The following is an 18495-nucleotide window of genomic DNA, read 5'->3' as shown; positions in this document are numbered from 1 at the left end:
TCCCTGTCGGTCCTGTGCACAACGCCAGCGCGCCTCTGCGCGCAGGTGCCGCATTGTCGGTAACGGTTGTAAGGAAGGTTCCGAGGGCCCGACCGGATCAGCTCGGACCTTCGAGGAGGAGCGCAATGGCCCGTTCGCGCGTGTCCCGATGCGCGGCAGTGGGGTTCGTGATCGGCTTGCTCGCCGGTGCGAGCGCCAAGGCCCAGCCGCCTCCCCCCGCGGTGTCCCCTGAATTGATTCGGCAGGCCGAAGACGCGTGCCGGGCCCTCCAGCAGACCGACCCCCGGCAGGCCGGCGAATTGTGCGCGCGGCTGTCCTCCACCCCGGCTCCGAAATCTTCCACTCAGCCGGCTTCGCCGCCCGCCCCGGCGGCCCGGCACGCGTTCCCGGATACGCCGGCTCCGGAACCCTTGACCCCGGAAGCCGAGACCGCGGCGGGCCCGTCGGATTTGGAGCGATTTTTCCGAACGCAGCCCGAGCCGAGCGGCGAGCCCACGGCAACGGCGATCCCGGAGTCCGGCGACGAGCCGCTGACGCAGTTCGGCTACGACATCTTCGACCGTACGGCCGCGGGGTTTGCCCCGCAGCTCGACGTCCCGGTGACGCCCGACTACATCGTGGGGCCCGGCGATGAGTTCACGATTACGCTCTGGGGGCTGGTCGACGGCCTGTACAAAGTCCAGGTCGATCGCAACGGCGAGATCACGCTGCCGCGGGCCGGGGTGATCCCGGTCGCGGGCCTGCGCTACGAAGAGCTGCGGCCGTTCCTGGAGCGCCACCTCGCAAAGTACTACACGGACTTTCACCTGAGCGTGGGAATGGGGCGGCTACGCAGCATCCGCGTCTACGTGGTGGGCGAGGTCAAACGCCCCGGCGGCTACACGTTGAGCTCGCTGTCCACGGCGCTCAACGCGCTCTTTGTCGCGGGCGGCCCCACCAAGCGGGGCAGTCTGCGGAGCTTGCAGGTCATCCGGGGCGGTAAGACCGCGTCGCGGATCGACTTGTACGACTTCCTGCTCAAGGGCGACCGGACCCAGGACATCAAGCTCCAACACGAAGACACCGTGCTGGTGCCGCTCATCGGGGCCACGGTCGGCGTGTCGGGTCACGTGGTGCGGCCCGCCATCTACGAGCTGAAGGGCGCGGCCGCGCTGGCGGACGCGCTGCGCCTGGCCGGCGGCCCGCTTCCCACCGCGGATCTCAGCCGCGTGCACGTGGAGCGCGTGGTCGCGCACGAAAAACGCATCGTGGTCGATGTGGACCTGTCGCGGGTCGATGAGGCAGCCGAGTTTCCGATTCAGAACATGGACGTGGTGCGGCTCGCGCCGATCGACCCCGTCCAGCGGCACGTGGTGCGGCTGCGCGGTCACGTGGTGCGTCCGGGGGAGTACGAGTTCAGGCCCGGCATGCGCGTCCGCGACGTCATTGCGAGGTACGACCAACTCCTGCCGGAACCGTCGCTCGATTACAGCGAGATCATCCGCTACGAGTATCCCACCATGACCAGGACCGTCGTCTCGTTCAGCATCGAGCAGATGATGGCTGGCAATCCCCGCCACAATCTCGAGTTGCGGGATCGCGACGAGCTCCGCGTCTATCCCGCGTCGCGGTTCCATGGTCCACAGGTCGTGACCGTTACCGGGGCGGTTCGGCACCCCGGGCGCTACCAACTCTACGAGGACATGAAGGTGCTGGAGCTGATACGGCAGGCCGGCGACCCCACCGAGGATGCGTTCGTGGCGCGGGCCGAGATCCGGCGGAAAACGCCCAAGGAAGACGCCGCCTTCGAGCGCACGATCCTCTACTTCCGGCTCGACCGGTTGCTGGAAGGCGAAGGGTCCGAGAACACCGTGCTGCAGCCGGACGACGAGGTGGTGGTCTACACCAAGAGCGACGCCAAGGCCCTGCCGCAGGTCGCGGTTCGCGGCGAGGTGAAAAAGCCGGGCGTGTACCCCTTGCTCAAGGGCATGCGTGTCCGCGACCTGATGTTCGAAGGGGGCCTCACCCGCGAGTCCGCGTTGCGGGAGGCGGAGCTGGTCCGGGTCTCGGCCACGGGCATCGACGGGCAGGTTGTCCGCAACGTGATTCCCCTGGATCCGGATCGGGTGTTGGCCGACGATCCCGACCAGAATGTCATCCTGCAAGGGGAGGACGAGTTGCTCATCAAGCAGGTCGGCGAGCTCAAGCGGCAGTATCGAGTGACGATCCAGGGAGAGATCCCGTATCCCGGGACCTACGTGATGCAGCCCGGCGAGCGGCTCAGCTCCTTGGTCCGGCGGGCCGGAGGGTTCACTGAGAAGGCGTACTTGCGGGGCGCGGTGTTCACGCGCAAGAGCGTGCGCGAAAGCCAGGAACGCCAGTTGCGGGAATTCACGGCTTCGCACGAGCAGCGGATCACGGCCGAGGCTGCTTCCTTGGCCATGGGCGGTTTGTCGAAGGACGAGGCCGAAGCGGCCCGCTTCGAGTTGGCCACGCGCCAGGACGCGGTCAAGATGCTGGCGTCGGAGACCGCGCTGGGACGCGTGGTGATCCGATTGGCCGATCCGGCCGAGCTGGAGGGCACGCCCAACGACTTGCTGCTCGAGGACGGGGATCATCTGGTGGTGCCGCCCCCGCCGTCGTCGGTGTCGATCATCGGCAGCGTGCGCAATCCCACCGCGGTCATGGCCCAGCAGGGGCGTTCGATCGACGACTATGTGGCGTTGGCCGGCGGGTTTCTCCCCAACGCCGACCGCAAAGCCGTATACGTGGTCAAAGCCGACGGCTCCTCGGTCAGCCCGGATGAGATCAAAGCCATCGAGGCCGGAGACGCCATTCTGGTGCCGCCTGAAATGGAAGCCAAATATCGCCCCTTGCCGTTCTGGCGTGACATTGCCACGATCGTGGGGCAATTTGGGATCGCCATCGCGGCGCTCGTGGTGGTTTTCTAGTCAAGCATGCCGTATCGCTCTGAAACCGTCGAGATCGAACACGAGCGGGAGGCCCAACTCGCGACCCATGAGGATTGGGAGCCGACCCTGCAGGACTATGCACGCGTCGTGTGGGGAGGGCGGTGGTTGATTGTGACGCTGGTGGCGCTCGCCACAACCGCCGCGCTCGGGGCGAGCGTGACTATCCCCAAGACGTTTTCTGCGCAGACCACGATCATGCCGTTCGAGCAGGATCGCGGCGGCAGCCTGTCATCCGCGCTCGCAGGGTCACTGGGAGGAAGGTTGGGTATCGAAAACTCGAGCGATAAGCTCGTGGCCGTGCTCCAGAGCCGGCGTGTCGCCGGCATGGTGGTGGACGAGTTGGGGCTTGAAGCGGCGCTGGCTCAGGCGACCGGGAAGAAACCGACCAGGGATGAAGCGATCGAGGCGGTGCAGAAACGGATCGTCAAGGTCAGCGGGCCGGGTCGCGGGGTCATCACGGTACGCGCCCAGTGGCGCGATCCGGAGATGGCAGCGGCCATTGCCAATGCCACGGTCTCGTCGGCCGGTCGATTCCTCAACGAGCGCTCGATCAGCATGAACTTCCAGATCTTGGACGAGGCGGTCCCGCCGCGTAAGCCCATCGGTCCCAGGATGTTGCTCAACATGGTTCTCGCAGGCATCCTGTCGGGGTTCGCGGCATTGGTGGTCGTGTTTGTCCGGGAGTACGTCAAAAGCCTTCGCGAGCACCGATCCTTCAACGGGCGACCCGCGTCGAACGGCTACGAGAACGGGTGAGAGTTGCGGCGGTTGCGATCGCGCTGCTCGCCGTTCATCCGGTGTTCGCCGCCGAGCCCCACCTGCCCATCCATGACCCGGTGTATCGGGGTTTGGAGCGGTTGGCGGCTCTGGGCGTCATCAACGAGGCCCTGCTCAAGACCAAGCCGCTCTCGCGGGGGGCCCTGGGTTCGATTGTCCGCGAGATTCGCGCGAACGCCGAGACCGGGTCCGATCCATGGATCGCCGCCGATGTCCGGGCCATTGAACGCCGGCTGGCGTCGCTGGGGTCGGTCACGGACGTGGTGCTCGACGGCCGGGTCGTGGTGGGAGAAGGACCGCCGGTCCCGACCGGCATCGAACGGTTGGGCGATCGATTCAACGACGGAGGCAATGTCCGCGCGGGCGTGGAGCTGGGCGGATCGCTGGGACCATGGGCGGCGTGGGGGTACCACCCCGAGATTCGTTACCCGGTCGGCGCGACCGACGATTTGGATTTCGCAACCCGCGCAGCGTACCTGTCCATTGCCGGCGCCGGTCTGGCGCTGACCGTGGGGCGCGAGGCGATGTGGTGGGGCCCGGGTTTTCGGGGCTCATTGCTGCTGACAGACTATGCCAGGCCGTTCGACCTGGTGCGCCTGGAGCCGAGCCGGCCGTGGCGCCTCAAATGGATCGGCGCAACGTCCGTTCATCTCTTCGTCACCAGGCTCGAAGCCGATCGCGCGGCCATCCCCAAGCCCTATCTGGCCGGATTGCGCCTTGCCTTCCGGCCGCATCGTCTGCTGGAGGTCGGCCTTGCGAGAACCGCGATGTTCGGCGGCGAAGGGCGCCCGCTTACGGCGGATCTGCTCTGGGACGTGATTCGGGCGCGCGGGGAGAACGACCAACGCAATCCAGGCAACCAATTGGCCGGGGCCGACGTAACGGTGAGGATCCCTTGGCGCCGGCAGCCCCTCGAGTTCTACGCGGAGTGGGGGGGCGAGGACCACGCCAAATGGCTGCCGTCGCATCCGGCCGTGGTCGCGGGGGTGTACCTACCCAAGCTGTTCGGCTCGTCACGGTGGGAGCTGCGCGGTGAGTATGCCGACAATGCCTTCGCGAACGTGGCCGGGGTGTGGTATCAACACGCGGTCTATCGGTCGGGTTATACCTACCACGGATTCGTGATCGGTCATCCCATGGGAACCGACGCCAGGATGCTGAGCCTGGAGATCGAGCGCCGTTTCACGCCGGAATGGGCGCTCGGCGCGCTGTACGACGGCGTGCAGAGCGGCGTGTTCGGCCCCGGGGAAACCTCGGGACGGAGCGCGGGAGCGCGGCTTTCATACGACGCGCCGACCGCATCCGGCCAATTGGAGTATCGATACACGCGGATCGAGCAGCCCGGCGAACCATCTGGAGACGACGGGCACGTCGTGACCGCGTCCATTCGGACACTCTGGTGAGGAACATGGGGCCGGTTGCTGAAGAGGAGCCGAAGGTCAACATGGTGGACGGCGCGCGCGAGGAGCAGTCGAGCTGATCGCCCGTAAGATTCGGCCCCGCTTGGCGTTTATGCCGAGTTGCGGTAGGCGATCTGCTCGTTTAGCGTCTTCCCCACATGACGGCTTCCGTTTCCACGTCCGTGTCCAGGTGTTCGGCCTGCGCCCCGTTGCCGGCAGGGTACCTCCGTGACCTCGCCTGCTGGAGGAACTCTGCCAGAAACGCGGTGAATACGCCCGCCATCAATCCCAATAAGGCGTAAAGCGCGACAATCGTGCCGCGGCCAACGCCCGCGGGGTCCGGCAGTCTGGCGGGTGGCGTCAGAACTACCGTAGTACGGATGCCGGTCAGTTTGGTTTCGATGTCCGTAATGACTTGCTGTTGAAGCGCTTTTTCGCGCTCGTTGTCCACGCGCAGTTTGACGAGTTTGCTACCCAGTTCACCGAGAGATGCCAGTTGCGCTTCCTGGTCTCTGCGGATGTCCGCCAATTGTTTGAGCAGCTTCTCGCGGTCATTTTCCAGAGAGATGTAAAGCCGCTCCTCCAGCGTTCTGAGGCGCGAGCGGCTGTCCACGATCTGGCTGTCCAGCATCAGCAGGGTCATGGCCCGCGCGCCGTCCGTGGCATCCGGTGCCGCTTGGGTACGATGGTTGCTGGCTGAGGCAATGTCGGCGCGCAAATCAGCCACCTGCTGGGTGAGGAGTTTCTTGGTCGCGTCGAATCGTTTGGCTTCGGTCTCGATCAGCTTGGCCTGGTCCTTGAGGCCTTCCAAACGCAACTGGGCTCGTTCGATCTCGCCTTGCAGAAGCTTCTCCTGCACCATGAACACGCGACGATCCGACAACTCGTCGAGCTTGAGTTTGGCACGCGATAGATCGGATTCGTACTGCCGAATCGTCTGGTCGGCCGTGCGCTGGTGGTCGCTGACGAGCCGTTGGGAGATGGCTTCGTGGAGCGACCGGTAGGTCGACTCGTGATCGAGAGGCCCCCGAGTCTCCAGGACCACGACTTCGCTCCCCTTCGGGATCTTGGCCGTGACCTTGGCGTTCGGTGCATCGGGGTGCAGAGCCCGATAGGTATGGACGACATCCGGAATGTACGCGTGGCTCAGCTTGGCTAGGATGGTCTCCGGCGGATCGATGAGCTTCTCGCCGTTGACGCGTCCGATCTCGATGGCGGTTTGGACCGTGTAGGAGCGGGTTGCCAGCAGGGCGTGGGCGAGCCCGGCCGTGACGCTGATCGCCACGATGATCGCAATCAGCCGTTTGCGCCGCGCCAGCACCAATACGTAATCCGCGATCGTTGGCTCGGGATCAGTAAACTGCGGGGATTCTTCTCGAAACGGTGGAGGAGCGTGGTGGGAATCGCTGCGCGACATCAAGAGCCCTCCCACGATGGTGTATCGGGAAACGAAAACGGAGCGCAGTATGCCACGTTTCGAAGGGAATTGCCATCCCGTAAAAAAATGACAAGAAACCCCGGAACGTGTCTTGCCTGTGCCGTCGCGGCTCTGCTACAATCGGCCGTTCTTGATCCCCCGCCGAACCGCCGTCCGTACCCACGGACGACCCGTACACGCTCGGTGACTGGTGGGGGAGACGCGCTGACGCATGACGCCTGTTACCGAAGACGTTCCGACAACGGCCCAAGAGGAGCAGGTCGAGCTGATCGACTACCTCGAGGTGTTGTGGAAGCACCGTTGGCTCATCGGCCTCGGCACCGCTGCATTGGTGGCGCTCGCCGTCGTGTACGGGCTGGTCACGCCCAAGAGCTACCAAGCGTCTCTCCTGCTCAAGGTCGGCACCGTCTTCACGGCTGCCAGCGCTGGGGAGACACGCCTCGGACTGATCGAGGACCCCAAGACCATTTCCCAGGTCCTGACCGGCGACGCCATGCTCGAAAAACTGCGCAGTCATCTTGGTGCAGATAAGCTCACGCTGTCTGCGATGCGCAACGCGCTGAAGGTGAAAGTCATCAAGAACGATCTCGACGTCGCAGCCACGACATTGGTGGAACTCTCGCTTAGACTCTCCGATCCGCAGCAGGTCGTCGATGGCCTGACGTTTCTGGCCAATGAATTGGTCGACGAGCACTCGCGACAGTACCAGGCTGGGCTGGCGATCATTGATCGCGAGCAGGAGAGCCTTCGGGAGAAGAATCACGTGGCGGGATTGCAGCAAGAGACGCTCAAACGCCAGATCACGGACCTCCGGGCGCAAATGGTCGGGGAGTCCAAATACCGGGAAACAGTGGAGCGTAACATCTCGCGCCTGGAGAGTGAGATGAGCCAGGCGCGGACCCGCCTGTCCGAGGCCAAACCCAACGCATCGGAAGCTTTGTGGGAGCAGACCTTGTTTCAGAGTAGGCAAATGCACCTGGACGAGCTCTACCGGGAGCGCAATGAGAGCGAGCTCCGCGGTCGCAAAGCGCAAACCGACATCTATGACGTGGAAAGCTCGCTGACCCAGATGGCCGGCCAACGCGCGGACTATGAAAATCGGATCGTGGAACTGGCCGCGTCGCGCACACGCTCGGAGAACACCAAGGTCCGCAGCGCGCCGGTGCTGCCTACGGTTCCAGTCGGCCCGCGGCGGCTGATCGTGGTCGTGCTGGCTGCGATGGTGGGGCTGTTCGGGTTCGCGGTCCTTGCGTTTTTCGTAGAGTACATTCGCAGCGCAAAGCGTCGCCGGCTCTACGGGGAGCAACTCTTTCCAGGGTAAAAGGGGAAATTGTGCCAACACTCGACGACATCAACAACAAGACCGCCACCATCGGCGTTATCGGCCTGGGCTACGTCGGGCTCCCGCTGGCCGTGGAGTTTGCGAAGGCGGGGTTCTCCGTGGTCGGGATCGACGTGGACCCCAAGAAGATCAAGGCGATTTCCGACCAGCGCTCGTATATCCAGGACGTCCGGGATCAGGATCTTCGCTCCGTGGTCTCGAAGGGGCGGTTGACGGCCACGACCGATTTCTCCGCGCTCCGGAAGGTCGACGCGGTCAGCATCTGCGTCCCGACGCCGTTGCGAAAGACCAAAGACCCGGACATTTCCTTTATCGCGGCTGCGACCGAGCAGGTCGCCAAGTACCTGCCGCAAGGCCAGCTCGTGGTGCTGGAGAGCACCACGTATCCCGGCACCACCAACGAGGTCATGCTCTCGGAGCTGGCCAGGGACGGGCGCAAGGTCGGCAAGGATTTTTTTCTGGCGTTTTCGCCTGAGCGCGTGGATCCGGGCAACCCGACCTTCCACACGCGGAACACCCCGAAGATCATCGGCGGCGTCACTCCCGAGTGCACCAAACGCGCGGTCGCGCTCTACCGCCACGCGGTCGATACCGTCATTCCAGTGAGCTCGACGCAGGCCGCTGAGATGGTGAAGCTGCTCGAGAACACGTTCCGCGCCATCAACATCGGCTTGGCGAACGAAGTGGCGCTCATGTGCCGGACCCTGGGGATCGACGCGTGGGAAGTCATCGACGCGGCCTCCACCAAGCCGTTCGGGTTCATGCCGTTCTACCCCGGACCGGGGTTGGGCGGGCACTGCATCCCGATCGACCCGTTGTATCTCTCATGGAAGCTCAAAGCCTTCAACTACAACGCCCGGTTCATCGAGCTGGCGAGCGAGATCAACACCAAGATGCCCGAGCACGTGGTGGAGCTGGTGGCCGACGCGCTGAACGGAGTCAAGAAGAGCGTGAACGGGTCCAAGCTGCTGATCGCGGGCGTGGCGTACAAGCGCGACGTGGACGACGTGCGCGAGTCACCCGCCCTCGACATCATCCGCCTCCTCGAATCCAAAGGAGCCAAGGTGGCCTACACCGATCCGCACGTGGCGTCATTGGACGTGGGCGACGGGCGGACACTCAAATCCGTCAAACCGGATGCTCTGTCTGGTTATGACGCCGTGGTGATCGTGACCGACCACCGCGCGTTCGACTACAAGGCGATGGTCAAGCAGGCCAAGCTGGTGATCGATACGCGAAATGCCACGAAGAATGTGAAAGAGGGACGGGGAAAGATCGTCAAGTTATGATGCAATCCGGCATCAGAACCAGCGGCTCACCCGGCGGCATGACAATGCACCCCCCACCCTCCCCTCCCCCGCAAGAGGGAGGGGAAGGGGCGAACGTTTGACCCTCTGGCGCACCCTCGACAAGGCACCCTCCCCCTCAACGGGGGAGGGCAAGGGAGGGGGTGGCCTTTCGCAGGTTCCGGGCAGACTGAGATGACAACGCAGCAGTCGCGCCTTATCGGCGGATCACGGTACTTGGTCACCGGCGGCGCCGGCTTCATCGGTTCTCACCTGGTAGAGACCCTGTTGACCAAGGGCCACACTGTCCGAGTCCTCGACAACTTTGCGACGGGGAAGCGCGCGAATCTCGATGCGGTCATGGCCCGGTGCAAGGTCGCTCCGGGCGATCCGAGGCTGACGGTGATCGAAGGCGACATCCGCGATCCCAAGACTTGCGCGGAGGCCGTGGCGGGGGTGGACTATGTCCTGCACCAGGCCGCGCTGCCCTCCGTCCCTCGATCCGTGGCCGACCCGGTGGGCACGACCGCGGTCAATGTCACTGGCACGCTTAATATGTTGTGGGCGGCCAAAGAGGCCAAGGTCAAACGGTTCGTGTACGCGTCATCGTCGTCCGTGTATGGGGATACGGCGGTGCTGCCCAAGGTGGAGTCGCTCCCGACCAACCCGCTGTCGCCCTATGCCGTGAGCAAGCTGGCCGGCGAACAGTTCTGCAAGGTCTTTTATCGGGCGTACGGTCTGCCCACCGTGGCGCTCCGGTACTTCAACATTTACGGTCCCAGGCAGGACCCTGAGTCGCAATACGCGGCCGTGATTCCGCGATTCGTGTCGGCGCTGGCATCGGGCCGGCCCGTGACGATCTACGGTGACGGCAAGCAGTCGCGTGACTTCACGTTCATCGACGATTGCGTGCGCGCCAACCTGCTCGCGTGCCGCAGCAAACACGCGCTGGGCGAAGCCATGAACATCGCGTACGGCGACCGCACCACGATCAATGCGCTGTACACCGAGATCGCGCGGTTGTTGAAAGTCTCCGCCAAACCCGAATACGTGGATCCCCGGCCCGGCGACGTGAAACACTCCCTGGCCGGTCTGACGCGCGCCGACGCGCTCCTGGGGTACAAACCCAGGGTGAACATCAAGGCGGGACTGAAGCGGGTGGTCGCGGCTTTCCAGAACCCAGTCCGTTGAACTCCTTTCGGGAATAGAGTATTGTCCCCGGCATGGGCACGTTACACGAGGCGTTCGCGTCCCTTCAGGAGCGAGTACTCGATGCGGTCAAAGCCGTGTACGGCGACCGTTTGGTGAGTGTCGTCGTATACGGATCAGTGGCACGAGGCACCATGCGGTTCGACTCGGATGTCGATCTGCTGGTCGTCGCCCGGGGGTTGCCTAAAGGGCAGCCTCGCCGTCGCATAGAGTTCCAGGACGTGGAGCGGCTCTTGGAGCCCGAGATGCGGCGCCTCGCAGGCCTCGGCGTCACGACGGAACTCTCGGTGGTGTTTAAGACTCCGGAGGAAGTGGAAATCGGGAGTCCTCTCTTCTTCGATATGGTGGAGGACGCCAAGATCCTGTTCGACCGAGACGGCGCGTTCGCGAGAAGGCTGGATCGCTTGCGGAGGAGGATGACTGAACTGGGATCCAAACGGATCTGGAAAGGTAACGCCTGGTATTGGGACCTGAAGCCGGACTATAAGCCTGGTGAAGTCTTCGAGATATTATGACGAGCGGCTCGCTGGCGAGGAGCTATCTCAAAAAAGCGATGGCTCGTCTCGAAATCCTGGACGTGCTGCTCCGGAACGGAGCGTACTCCGACGTCATTCGAGAAGCGCAGGAAGTCGTCGAACTCGCGTTGAAGGCGATGCTTCGTTCGGTCGGAATCGAACCGCCAAAAGTCCATGACGTCGGTTCGTTTCTGAAAGAACATCGCGGCCGATTTGTTGCCGAGGTGTCGGCTCGAGTCGATCGGTTGGCCGAAATTTCCAAGGAGCTCAGAAAAGACCGCGAGCTCTCGTTCTATGGGGATATAGACTTCATTCCGACCGAAGAGTACGACGTGGATGACGCCAAAAAAGCACGCGAGGGTGCCTACCACGTCGTCGAAACCGCACGGATGGTGGTTTCCGAGGCCCCGTGAACGTCAAAGAGACGCCGCTTGCCGGCTTGCTGGTCATCGAGCCCAAGGTCTTTCGCGACAGCCGCGGGTTCTTTTGGGAAACGTACCACGCGCGGCGGTACGCCGAGGCCGGAATTACCGGGCCGTTCGTGCAGGACAACACTTCGCACTCGGTCAAAGGCACGCTGCGCGGGCTGCACTATCAACTCAAGCGGCCGCAGGGCAAATTGGTGTGGGTGGTGCGCGGCGAGGTCTTCGACGTGGCGGTGGATATTCGCCGGAGCTCGCCCACGTTCGGCAAGTGGCACGGCGAGCGGCTGTCAGGCGAGGAGCCTAGACAATTCTACATCCCGCCCGGCTTTGCCCACGGGTTCTGCGTGCTGAGCGACTCGGCCGATTTCATGTACAAGTGCACCAATCTCTATGCGCCGGACGACGAGCGGGGGATCCTGTGGAACGACCCGGAGATCGGGATTGCGTGGCCGGTGTCGCAGCCGGTCCTGTCGGCCAAGGATCAGCGGTTTGCGCGGCTTCGTGACGTGCCTGCAACGGATTTGTTCGGATGAACACCCCGTCGTAGGGGCGGATTGCCGTCTTGCATAATTTGCAGTCTGACTGCATAATATCGGCATGTGGATTGCCAGAGAGTCGGAGTCGCTCGTGCGGCGCATGGCCCGGCAGTTCCCGGCCGTGTTGGTGACCGGCGCTCGGCAGACGGGCAAGACCTCGCTGCTGCGCCATCTCTATCCGCGCGCTTCCTACCTGAGTCTCGATTTGCCGGCCAACGCCGAGGCCGCGCGCACCGCGCCTGACGCGCTGCTCGAAGAGTACCCGGCGCCGGTGGTCATCGACGAGATTCAGTACGCACCCTCGCTGCTCAAGCACCTCAAGGTCAGGATCGACCGGGACCGCTCGCCCGGCCAATATCTGCTGACCGGCTCCCAGGTGTTTGCGCTGATGCAGGGCGTGTCGGAGAGTCTGGCCGGGCGCTGTGGTGTGCTCAACCTGTACACGCTATCTAAGGCCGAGTTGTCTGCTGCGGACTACGCGATCGATGAGACCCGGTACCTGTTTCTTGGAGGGTACCCGGAACTGCACACCGGCGCCGACCCTGATCTGTGGTTTCCGGCGTATGTGGCCACCTACCTGGAACGTGACGTGCGCAATGTCATGCGGGTGGCGGACCTTCCCGAGTTCAATCGCTTCCTGCGCGCGTGCGCGCTGCGAACCTCGCAGGTGCTCAACTCCTCGGACTTGGCTCGTGACACCGGCGTCGCACCGAACACGGCCAGGAAATGGCTGGGCCTGTTGCAGACCTCCGGGGTCGTGGCGCTGATCGAGCCCTATTTCAGCAACCGCACCAAGCGACTGGTCAAGGCGCCCAAGCTCGCGTTTCTGGACACGGGACTGGCCGCGTTCCTCGCAGGATTTCGTTCCGAGCGCGCGCTGACAACGTCCGCACTCGTCGGCGCGTTCTGGGAATCGCACGTGTTCGGGCAAATCGTGCGCCAAGCCGCCGGCCGCGCCGATACCGCGCTCGTGGGCTACTGGCGCACCGCGGGCGGGCCGGAGGTGGACCTGGTGATCGAGCGCGCGGCCGGGGCGCTGGTGGCGATCGAGTGCAAATGGAAGGAGCAGCCCGAGCCGGCGGATGCCGCGGGACTGCGGGCGTTCGGGACCGCGGAAAAGGGACGCGTGAAGGAGAAGATGATCGTGTGTCGGACCAAGGCCGGCTACAAACTGCCGGACGGGACCTGGGTGCTGGACGTGGCGCACGCCCTGAAACGCATAGGAGCCCGTCCATGAAGGGCCGAATGGGGTCCGCTTGAGTCCCGCTGCAGTCTGCGGTATAAGTGGCGGGCGCGCTCCCAGCGCTCATGTGGTGAATCGCCTTCTTCGCCCTAACCGTCGAGGTCTGCATGACTCGCAATTTTGACGCAGCGGTCCGTTGCATTCGCGACGGACTTCCGGACGTGGTGGCGATCTACCGCTACGGTTCTGCCGGAACTCAGCACGAGCGGCCAGACAGCGATGTGGATCTGGCTGTCCTGCCTGCTCGGCCTCTGACGTTTGACACTATGCTCAAACTCAGCGGGGCCCTGAGCGATGTGGCAGGGCGTCAGGTTGATTTGGTGGACCTGCTCAAAGCTCCCACGATCCTTCGCGCTCAAATCGTGGCGTACGGCGAGCGGTTGTATTGCGCCGACGAGCGCGCGGGCAGTGTGTTTGAGGACTACGTGTTCTCCTCGTACGCTCGGTTCAACGAGGAGCGCCGGGCGCTGGTGGCGGACATTCTCGCGCGGGGAAGCGTGTATGGTGGATGATGTCTTATTGGCGAAGGCGGCCATCATCGAGCGCTGCCTGAAGCGGATTGCCGAAGACTACATCGGCCATGAAGCCGAGTTCGCCGAGGACTGTATGCGGCAGGACGCCATCATCTTGAACCTGCAGCGCGCGTGTGAAGCCGCGATCGACGGGGCCATGCACCTGGTCCGAACCGGACACCTCGGGCTCCCGCAAGAGAGCCGGGAGGCGTTTTCCTTGATGCAAAAGGCGGGGCTGCTCGAACCGCAGCTTGGCGACAAAATGCGGGCCATGGTGGGCTTCCGCAATGTTGCGGTGCACGACTACGGCAGTCTCAATCTCGATATCGTGCGCGCGATTGTCGAGAAGCGCTTAGGTGATCTCCGTGCGTTCGCGAAGCTCTTGATCCAGCACGCAGGGTGATCGGCCACTGGATGGCGGAGTTCCCAACCAAAGTCGCGAGGGTACTCGATTGCATCGTGGCGCACGCCCGTGACGACGCCAACGTCCTCGCGGTGGCGTTGTACGGCAGCCACGCCCGCGGCGACGCACGGCCCGACTCGGACATCGACGTGTGCCTGATGCTCGAGCCGGCTCGGTATGAGCCCCTAGCGCTGTCGGAAAAAAAACTGGAGTATTTGGGGCTGAGCGACGCCGACGTGCAGGTGTTCCAGCAACTCCCGCTCTACATTCGTCACCGTGTGCTCAAGGAAGCGAAGTTCCTCTTCGTGCGGGACGAAGACCGCCTTTACGAGCTGGCATTTCGCACGGCGCAAGCGTGGGAGGACTTTCGGCCGTACTACCAGCGCTACTTGGACGAGGTCGCGCGTGGTTGACCGCGGCCGGATTTTGGGAAAACTCGATGAGCTCGAACGGTACGTGCGTGAACTCCGTGCGATCGCCCCCGGGAGCTTCGAGGAGTTCCTGCGTCCGGAGAAGAAGCGCGCGTGCGAGCGCCTGTTGCAGATCTCAGTGGAGGCGACGATCGATGTCTGTCACCTTCTGGTGATGGGGCTTCGTTTGGGCTACAGCTCGGAGGAGGCCGACTTGTTCAACGCGCTTGCGCGGAAGGACGTGATCTCTGAGGGGCTTGCCGCAACGCTCAAGGATATGAAGGGCTTTCGCAATATCCTGGTCCACGAGTACGCCGAGGTGGATGATGCCCTGGTGTACAAGGCGGTCCGCGACCGGCTAGGCGATTTTGAGGCGTTCAAACGCGAGGTCCTGGCGGCGCTCGATCGCGGAAAATAATAGGGGGCGGCGCGAAACGGTGGATCAATGAACAGCGACCGCAAATCGCCCCCTTTGTTCGACCGGCGTCACGGTGACCGTGTACGTGTTCTATGGCCGATGGGAGCAACCAACGTGAAGATCTACTATGACGATCAGAAGGATTTACTCTACCTGCGATTCGACGAACGCCCCCAGGAAGTCGAGAATCAGCGTTTGACCGAGGACATTGTGCTTGATATCGGCGATGAGGGAAGGATCGTGGGTATTGAAATCTTGGACGCGTCCCGGCATGTGCGTTTGGAGGGGATTCTGCCTACACACTATGTCAAAGGCTGACGCATCGGTTCGCCGGCTCTTCGGCTCGTAAGCACACCGGCTGACCGCCCTTTCTCCCCCTCACCCCACTTCCCAGTTCGCGCCTTTTCAACGCGATCCGCAAAGCCCTTGAGTCCCACCGCGGTTTGCGGTATAAGTGACGAGTTCGCGCGTCGGGGCTGGACACCCGACGTGCCGCATGAACGCGCCGAGGCCTTGCTCCACGCCGGCCGCGTGATCACCACATGGAAGGGGGGAACGCAGGTGCACGATCTGGAAGCCAAACGGACGTTGGTGCCCCGGATCAAAAGACCGCTCGGTTCCCGCCACCGCAAGACGTGTGCCTGCTCTTTTAAAGATTAAAGATTTTAACACCGGCTTGGCCTATCAAAGCAAACCGATTCGCTCTAGAGAAGACAAGATTGTTTTCCACAGTCTCGTCTCCGCCAATAGATTCGACTTATTCCGATCCAGTTCATTCCGATGAACGGTGAAGGGTTGCGGGTAAGAGCCGTAATCACGTGCATCGTAAATTGAAGAGAGACGTTGTTTAAGCTGATTTTCAAATCGTTATATTGCAGAGGCCACATCTTATTGACGCACTCCGTGGCGAACGTGGCGCTCATCTATAGACGTGACGTTCGGAAAGCGGGAATCTGTTCTCTACCCTACCTGGACCTTGTGTTTTTCGAGTACTGCATATGTGCGGCATAGGTGGAATAGCCCTGAAGCCGCGAGTCGAGCAAGATATGCGAGCTCTACTGGGGCGAGTTATAGAAATTCAACATCACCGCGGCCCTGACGGACATGGGATGTGGCTGAACGACGAGGCAACGGTCGGCCTGTGTCATAACCGCTTGGCCATTCTTGACCTGTCACCGGCCGGGGCCCAGCCCATGCTGTCATGCGATGGCCGATTTGTTGTTGTCTATAACGGCGAGATATACAACTACAAAGAAATAAGAACACTTCTGGTTTCGAAAGGTGTGCGATTTCGCTCGGGAAGCGACACTGAGGTCCTGATAGAGGCGTATAGAGCTTGGGACGACGATATGTTGGTCCGACTACGGGGTATGTTCGCCTTTGCTATCTATGACACCGCCTCAAATACGCTGTTTTGTGCCCGAGACCGGTTTGGCAAGAAGCCTTTTGTTTACGCGATAACGCCGTTCGGATTTGCGTTTACGTCGGAGATCCCGGCAGTACGAATAATGCCGGGAGTCGATTTGACGCTAGACCATTCAGCGCTGGCCGCGATGTTGCTCCACAACCTTAGGCACATTCCTGATCCCTATACTGTATACAAAGGAATTCAACGATTGCGATCTGGGCATGCAATGATGATCCGGGATGGTGCGATAGTTCGAGTATGGCGCTACTGGGAGCCCCGGCCCTCTGACGATCTCACAACACCACATGCCTTGCGGTCGATGCTTGAAGATGCTGTGCGCTTGCGAATGCGGGCAGACGTGCCCGTGGGTGCGCTGCTATCTGGCGGCGTCGACAGTTCCGCGATCGTCGGCCTGATGCGAAAACATGCGGATACCCCCATACACACCTATGCCCTCGGCTTCGACCCGCAAGACGAAGACCTGCGGCGAGCCCGCATCATGGCGGAGCGACTCGGCACCACCCATAAGGAGTTCTACTTCGAGCCAGATGAACAATGGGCCATTTTCCAGCAACTCCTGAAACTCTATGGTGAACCCATCATGCTCCTACCCTTGGTTCACACCTACTCGCTTTGTCGGGCAATACGGGACGATGGTATCAAAGTTGTGATGTCTGGGAATGGTGCCGATGAACTGTTCTATGGCTATACCGGACACATACGCACCCTCAGAATTTCGCGTTGGCTTGACCGACTCTCGTTTCTTCGGCCGATGCTCGCGCCGCTTGCCGGAGGCCGGCTTGGCTGGTTAGCCGCGCCTCCCGGAAAGAGGAAAGCCGCCTTTTACCGAGCCCTGGCCGGAAACGAATGGACGCCAATCTTGAGCGAAGACGCCAAACAGCAGCTGGCCAATCGGGCTGTGGAAGAGATGACCTACTGGGGATCCCTGTGCCCATCCAAGCGGTTCATCGACGAATCAAATTTTGTGGGCCTGATGGTTGAGAATACGCACTCCGTGACCATCGTCGGGGATTTGGCCGCCATGGCAGCGTCGATAGAGATGCGATCGCCATTTCTCGATCAGGAAGTCGTCTCGTTCGCCCTCGCAACTCCGGTGGAACAGAAGATACCTTTTAGCAGCAATCCAGGGTGGCTCAAAGCAATACTTCGTGAGTCCGTATCGGATCTGATACCCACTGAACTGCTTGCCGCACCGAAGCGGGGATTCGGCATGGGGATTCAGGAGGCGATGGTATTCAGTGGCCCATGGAAAAGGCATGCCGAAGACCTGTTCTCGACACCGATGGATGCGGATGGTTTGTTCAATGTTGATTCTATCAGGCGCGTTTGGCATGGGTTTAGAAACAACAAACGGGATGCCAGTCGTGCTGCGAAACTGTTTGCGATTCAGGAATGGCTTGTTAAAGCGAGGCGATAACTCATGAGATCTAACGATCTAACCAGGCTAGATACAAGGCCAGCCCTGGAAACACATATCGTAGACTGGGTATTGCAGCGAGCAAAGGATAAGTCAGTTCTCAATGTCGGTGCAGCAGGTGGCGTGCGAGGGTATCTTCCGAATAATCGTGAAGCATGGCTACATCACCAGATTGGTCGTGTCGCCAAAGATCTGGTAGGCATAGATATTGACGAGGAAGGCATTGTATATGCCTCTCGACATGGCGTGGAGATCTTTAAAACAAACTGCGAGACCATGGACTTGATGCGCGAGTTTGAGATTATTGTCTTGTCGGACGTGATTGAGCACCTTGATGCACCAGTTATAGGAATAAGAAACCTGATGCGGCATTTATCACAAGATGGCCGGCTTTTGATCACAACGCCAAATCCAACATCGTCCAACACCATCGCCAGGGTTATCGCCGGTAGATTGATTAATGTCTATTACGATCATGTCACCTGTTTCATGCCTGAGCATATTCAGGGAATATGCGATCGCTATGGTTATGAGGTTGAAGGGTTCTTATTTTTTGACCATCTTGATAAACGAAACATGGTGATTCGCGGAAAATCGATCGCTGCAAGGGTAATATCAATGGTCAACCATCGGCTTGCGACGTCATTCATGGCAATAATTAAACATGGCAAGTGATTGTTCCCTGCTGCAGATGACTCATGAAGTAAGGACTTCACATGAGGCGTGACATTCTTGGTGCCATAGGCAGCGGCTACGGCCTGATGGCACTGACCATTGCCATCCA

The 18495-nt window shown here is 61.6% G+C and carries 18 protein-coding genes; 17 read left to right on the top strand and 1 reads right to left on the bottom strand.

Annotated elements, in window-relative coordinates; all coding sequences use genetic code 11:
* Positions 1-125 precede the first annotated feature (125 nt).
* Genes AB1451_09005 through AB1451_08995 form a run of 3 tightly spaced genes read left to right on the top strand, consistent with a single transcriptional unit; the run spans position 126 to position 5131 of the window.
* Positions 126-2930 (top strand): SLBB domain-containing protein, encoded by a 2805-nt coding sequence (locus AB1451_09005; GenBank protein MEW6683048.1) that lies wholly within the window; start codon positions 126-128, stop codon positions 2928-2930.
* Between the two features lie 6 nt (positions 2931-2936).
* Positions 2937-3707 carry a Wzz/FepE/Etk N-terminal domain-containing protein gene (locus tag AB1451_09000; GenBank protein ID MEW6683047.1) on the top strand — a complete coding sequence of 257 codons (771 nt, stop codon included), beginning with the start codon at positions 2937-2939 and terminating at the stop codon, positions 3705-3707.
* Positions 3704-5131, top strand: coding sequence for a capsule assembly Wzi family protein (locus tag AB1451_08995; protein MEW6683046.1), 1428 nt, complete (start codon positions 3704-3706; stop codon positions 5129-5131). The genes AB1451_09000 and AB1451_08995 overlap by 4 nt, the downstream gene beginning before the upstream one ends.
* Before the next feature lie 139 nt (positions 5132-5270).
* Here the strand turns inward: AB1451_08995 and AB1451_08990 are convergent, their stop codons facing one another.
* Positions 5271-6545 carry a hypothetical protein gene (locus AB1451_08990; GenBank protein MEW6683045.1) on the bottom strand — a complete coding sequence of 425 codons (1275 nt, stop codon included), beginning with the start codon at positions 6543-6545 and terminating at the stop codon, positions 5271-5273.
* Between the two features lie 232 nt (positions 6546-6777).
* On the opposite strand from AB1451_08990, the gene AB1451_08985 reads away from it, so the two are divergent.
* The 14 genes from AB1451_08985 to AB1451_08920 all read left to right on the top strand — a co-directional run bounded on the left by AB1451_08985 (position 6778) and on the right by AB1451_08920 (position 18386).
* Entirely contained in the window at positions 6778-7887 is a 1110-nt protein-coding gene (locus AB1451_08985; GenBank protein ID MEW6683044.1) for a Wzz/FepE/Etk N-terminal domain-containing protein, read from the top strand.
* A gap of 11 nt (positions 7888-7898) precedes the next feature.
* Positions 7899-9197 carry a nucleotide sugar dehydrogenase gene (locus AB1451_08980; GenBank protein ID MEW6683043.1) on the top strand — a complete coding sequence of 433 codons (1299 nt, stop codon included), beginning with the start codon at positions 7899-7901 and terminating at the stop codon, positions 9195-9197.
* 192 nt (positions 9198-9389) lie between these two features.
* On the top strand, positions 9390-10385 hold the full coding sequence (locus tag AB1451_08975) for an SDR family oxidoreductase (GenBank protein ID MEW6683042.1): 996 nt from the start codon (positions 9390-9392) through the stop codon (positions 10383-10385).
* A gap of 32 nt (positions 10386-10417) precedes the next feature.
* Complete coding sequence (locus AB1451_08970) at positions 10418-10918, top strand: nucleotidyltransferase domain-containing protein (protein MEW6683041.1); 501 nt, start codon at positions 10418-10420, stop codon at positions 10916-10918.
* Positions 10915-11331 carry a HEPN domain-containing protein gene (locus tag AB1451_08965; GenBank protein ID MEW6683040.1) on the top strand — a complete coding sequence of 139 codons (417 nt, stop codon included), beginning with the start codon at positions 10915-10917 and terminating at the stop codon, positions 11329-11331. Before AB1451_08970 ends, AB1451_08965 begins: the two co-directional genes overlap by 4 nt.
* Positions 11328-11876: a dTDP-4-dehydrorhamnose 3,5-epimerase gene (gene rfbC / locus AB1451_08960; GenBank protein MEW6683039.1), complete on the top strand. Its 549-nt coding sequence runs from the start codon at positions 11328-11330 to the stop codon at positions 11874-11876. Before AB1451_08965 ends, rfbC begins: the two co-directional genes overlap by 4 nt.
* Before the next feature lie 64 nt (positions 11877-11940).
* Entirely contained in the window at positions 11941-13116 is a 1176-nt protein-coding gene (locus AB1451_08955) for an ATP-binding protein (GenBank protein MEW6683038.1), read from the top strand.
* A gap of 113 nt (positions 13117-13229) precedes the next feature.
* Positions 13230-13634 (top strand): nucleotidyltransferase domain-containing protein, encoded by a 405-nt coding sequence (locus tag AB1451_08950; GenBank protein MEW6683037.1) that lies wholly within the window; start codon positions 13230-13232, stop codon positions 13632-13634.
* A complete protein-coding gene (locus AB1451_08945) occupies positions 13624-14037 on the top strand; it encodes a DUF86 domain-containing protein (protein ID MEW6683036.1) in 414 nt (137 codons plus the stop codon). The genes AB1451_08950 and AB1451_08945 overlap by 11 nt, the downstream gene beginning before the upstream one ends.
* An 11-nt stretch (positions 14038-14048) precedes the next feature.
* Positions 14049-14450 carry a nucleotidyltransferase domain-containing protein gene (locus AB1451_08940; protein ID MEW6683035.1) on the top strand — a complete coding sequence of 134 codons (402 nt, stop codon included), beginning with the start codon at positions 14049-14051 and terminating at the stop codon, positions 14448-14450.
* Complete coding sequence (locus AB1451_08935) at positions 14443-14865, top strand: DUF86 domain-containing protein (GenBank protein MEW6683034.1); 423 nt, start codon at positions 14443-14445, stop codon at positions 14863-14865. The genes AB1451_08940 and AB1451_08935 overlap by 8 nt, the downstream gene beginning before the upstream one ends.
* Positions 14866-14979: 114 nt before the next feature.
* Entirely contained in the window at positions 14980-15183 is a 204-nt protein-coding gene (locus AB1451_08930; protein ID MEW6683033.1) for a DUF2283 domain-containing protein, read from the top strand.
* Positions 15184-15863: 680 nt separating this feature from the next.
* Positions 15864-17711: an asparagine synthase (glutamine-hydrolyzing) gene (gene asnB, locus AB1451_08925; GenBank protein MEW6683032.1), complete on the top strand. Its 1848-nt coding sequence runs from the start codon at positions 15864-15866 to the stop codon at positions 17709-17711.
* Between the two features lie 3 nt (positions 17712-17714).
* On the top strand, positions 17715-18386 hold the full coding sequence (locus AB1451_08920; protein ID MEW6683031.1) for a methyltransferase domain-containing protein: 672 nt from the start codon (positions 17715-17717) through the stop codon (positions 18384-18386).
* Positions 18387-18495: the final 109 nt, after the last annotated feature.

This window comes from Nitrospirota bacterium (assembly GCA_040757335.1).
Classification (GTDB): Bacteria; Nitrospirota; Nitrospiria; order 2-01-FULL-66-17; family 2-01-FULL-66-17; genus JBFLXB01.
Note: the sequence above shows the minus strand (reverse complement) of the source record. Positions and strands in the feature narration are given on the sequence as shown.

What these genes read in the sequence shown, in the direction of transcription:
- AB1451_09005 (MEW6683048.1), top strand. Translation starts at nt 126, where the DNA reads ATGGCCCGTTCGCGCGTGTCCCGATGCGCGGCAGTGGGGTTCGTGATC.
- AB1451_09000 (MEW6683047.1), top strand. Translation starts at nt 2,937, where the DNA reads ATGCCGTATCGCTCTGAAACCGTCGAGATCGAACACGAGCGGGAGGCC.
- AB1451_08990 (MEW6683045.1), bottom strand. Translation starts at nt 6,545, where the DNA reads ATGTCGCGCAGCGATTCCCACCACGCTCCTCCACCGTTTCGAGAAGAA.
- AB1451_08985 (MEW6683044.1), top strand. Translation starts at nt 6,778, where the DNA reads ATGACGCCTGTTACCGAAGACGTTCCGACAACGGCCCAAGAGGAGCAG.
- AB1451_08975 (MEW6683042.1), top strand. Translation starts at nt 9,390, where the DNA reads ATGACAACGCAGCAGTCGCGCCTTATCGGCGGATCACGGTACTTGGTC.
- AB1451_08970 (MEW6683041.1), top strand. Translation starts at nt 10,418, where the DNA reads ATGGGCACGTTACACGAGGCGTTCGCGTCCCTTCAGGAGCGAGTACTC.
- AB1451_08965 (MEW6683040.1), top strand. Translation starts at nt 10,915, where the DNA reads ATGACGAGCGGCTCGCTGGCGAGGAGCTATCTCAAAAAAGCGATGGCT.
- AB1451_08955 (MEW6683038.1), top strand. Translation starts at nt 11,941, where the DNA reads ATGTGGATTGCCAGAGAGTCGGAGTCGCTCGTGCGGCGCATGGCCCGG.
- AB1451_08950 (MEW6683037.1), top strand. Translation starts at nt 13,230, where the DNA reads ATGACTCGCAATTTTGACGCAGCGGTCCGTTGCATTCGCGACGGACTT.
- AB1451_08945 (MEW6683036.1), top strand. Translation starts at nt 13,624, where the DNA reads ATGGTGGATGATGTCTTATTGGCGAAGGCGGCCATCATCGAGCGCTGC.
- AB1451_08940 (MEW6683035.1), top strand. Translation starts at nt 14,049, where the DNA reads ATGGCGGAGTTCCCAACCAAAGTCGCGAGGGTACTCGATTGCATCGTG.
- asnB (MEW6683032.1), top strand. Translation starts at nt 15,864, where the DNA reads ATGTGCGGCATAGGTGGAATAGCCCTGAAGCCGCGAGTCGAGCAAGAT.
- AB1451_08920 (MEW6683031.1), top strand. Translation starts at nt 17,715, where the DNA reads ATGAGATCTAACGATCTAACCAGGCTAGATACAAGGCCAGCCCTGGAA.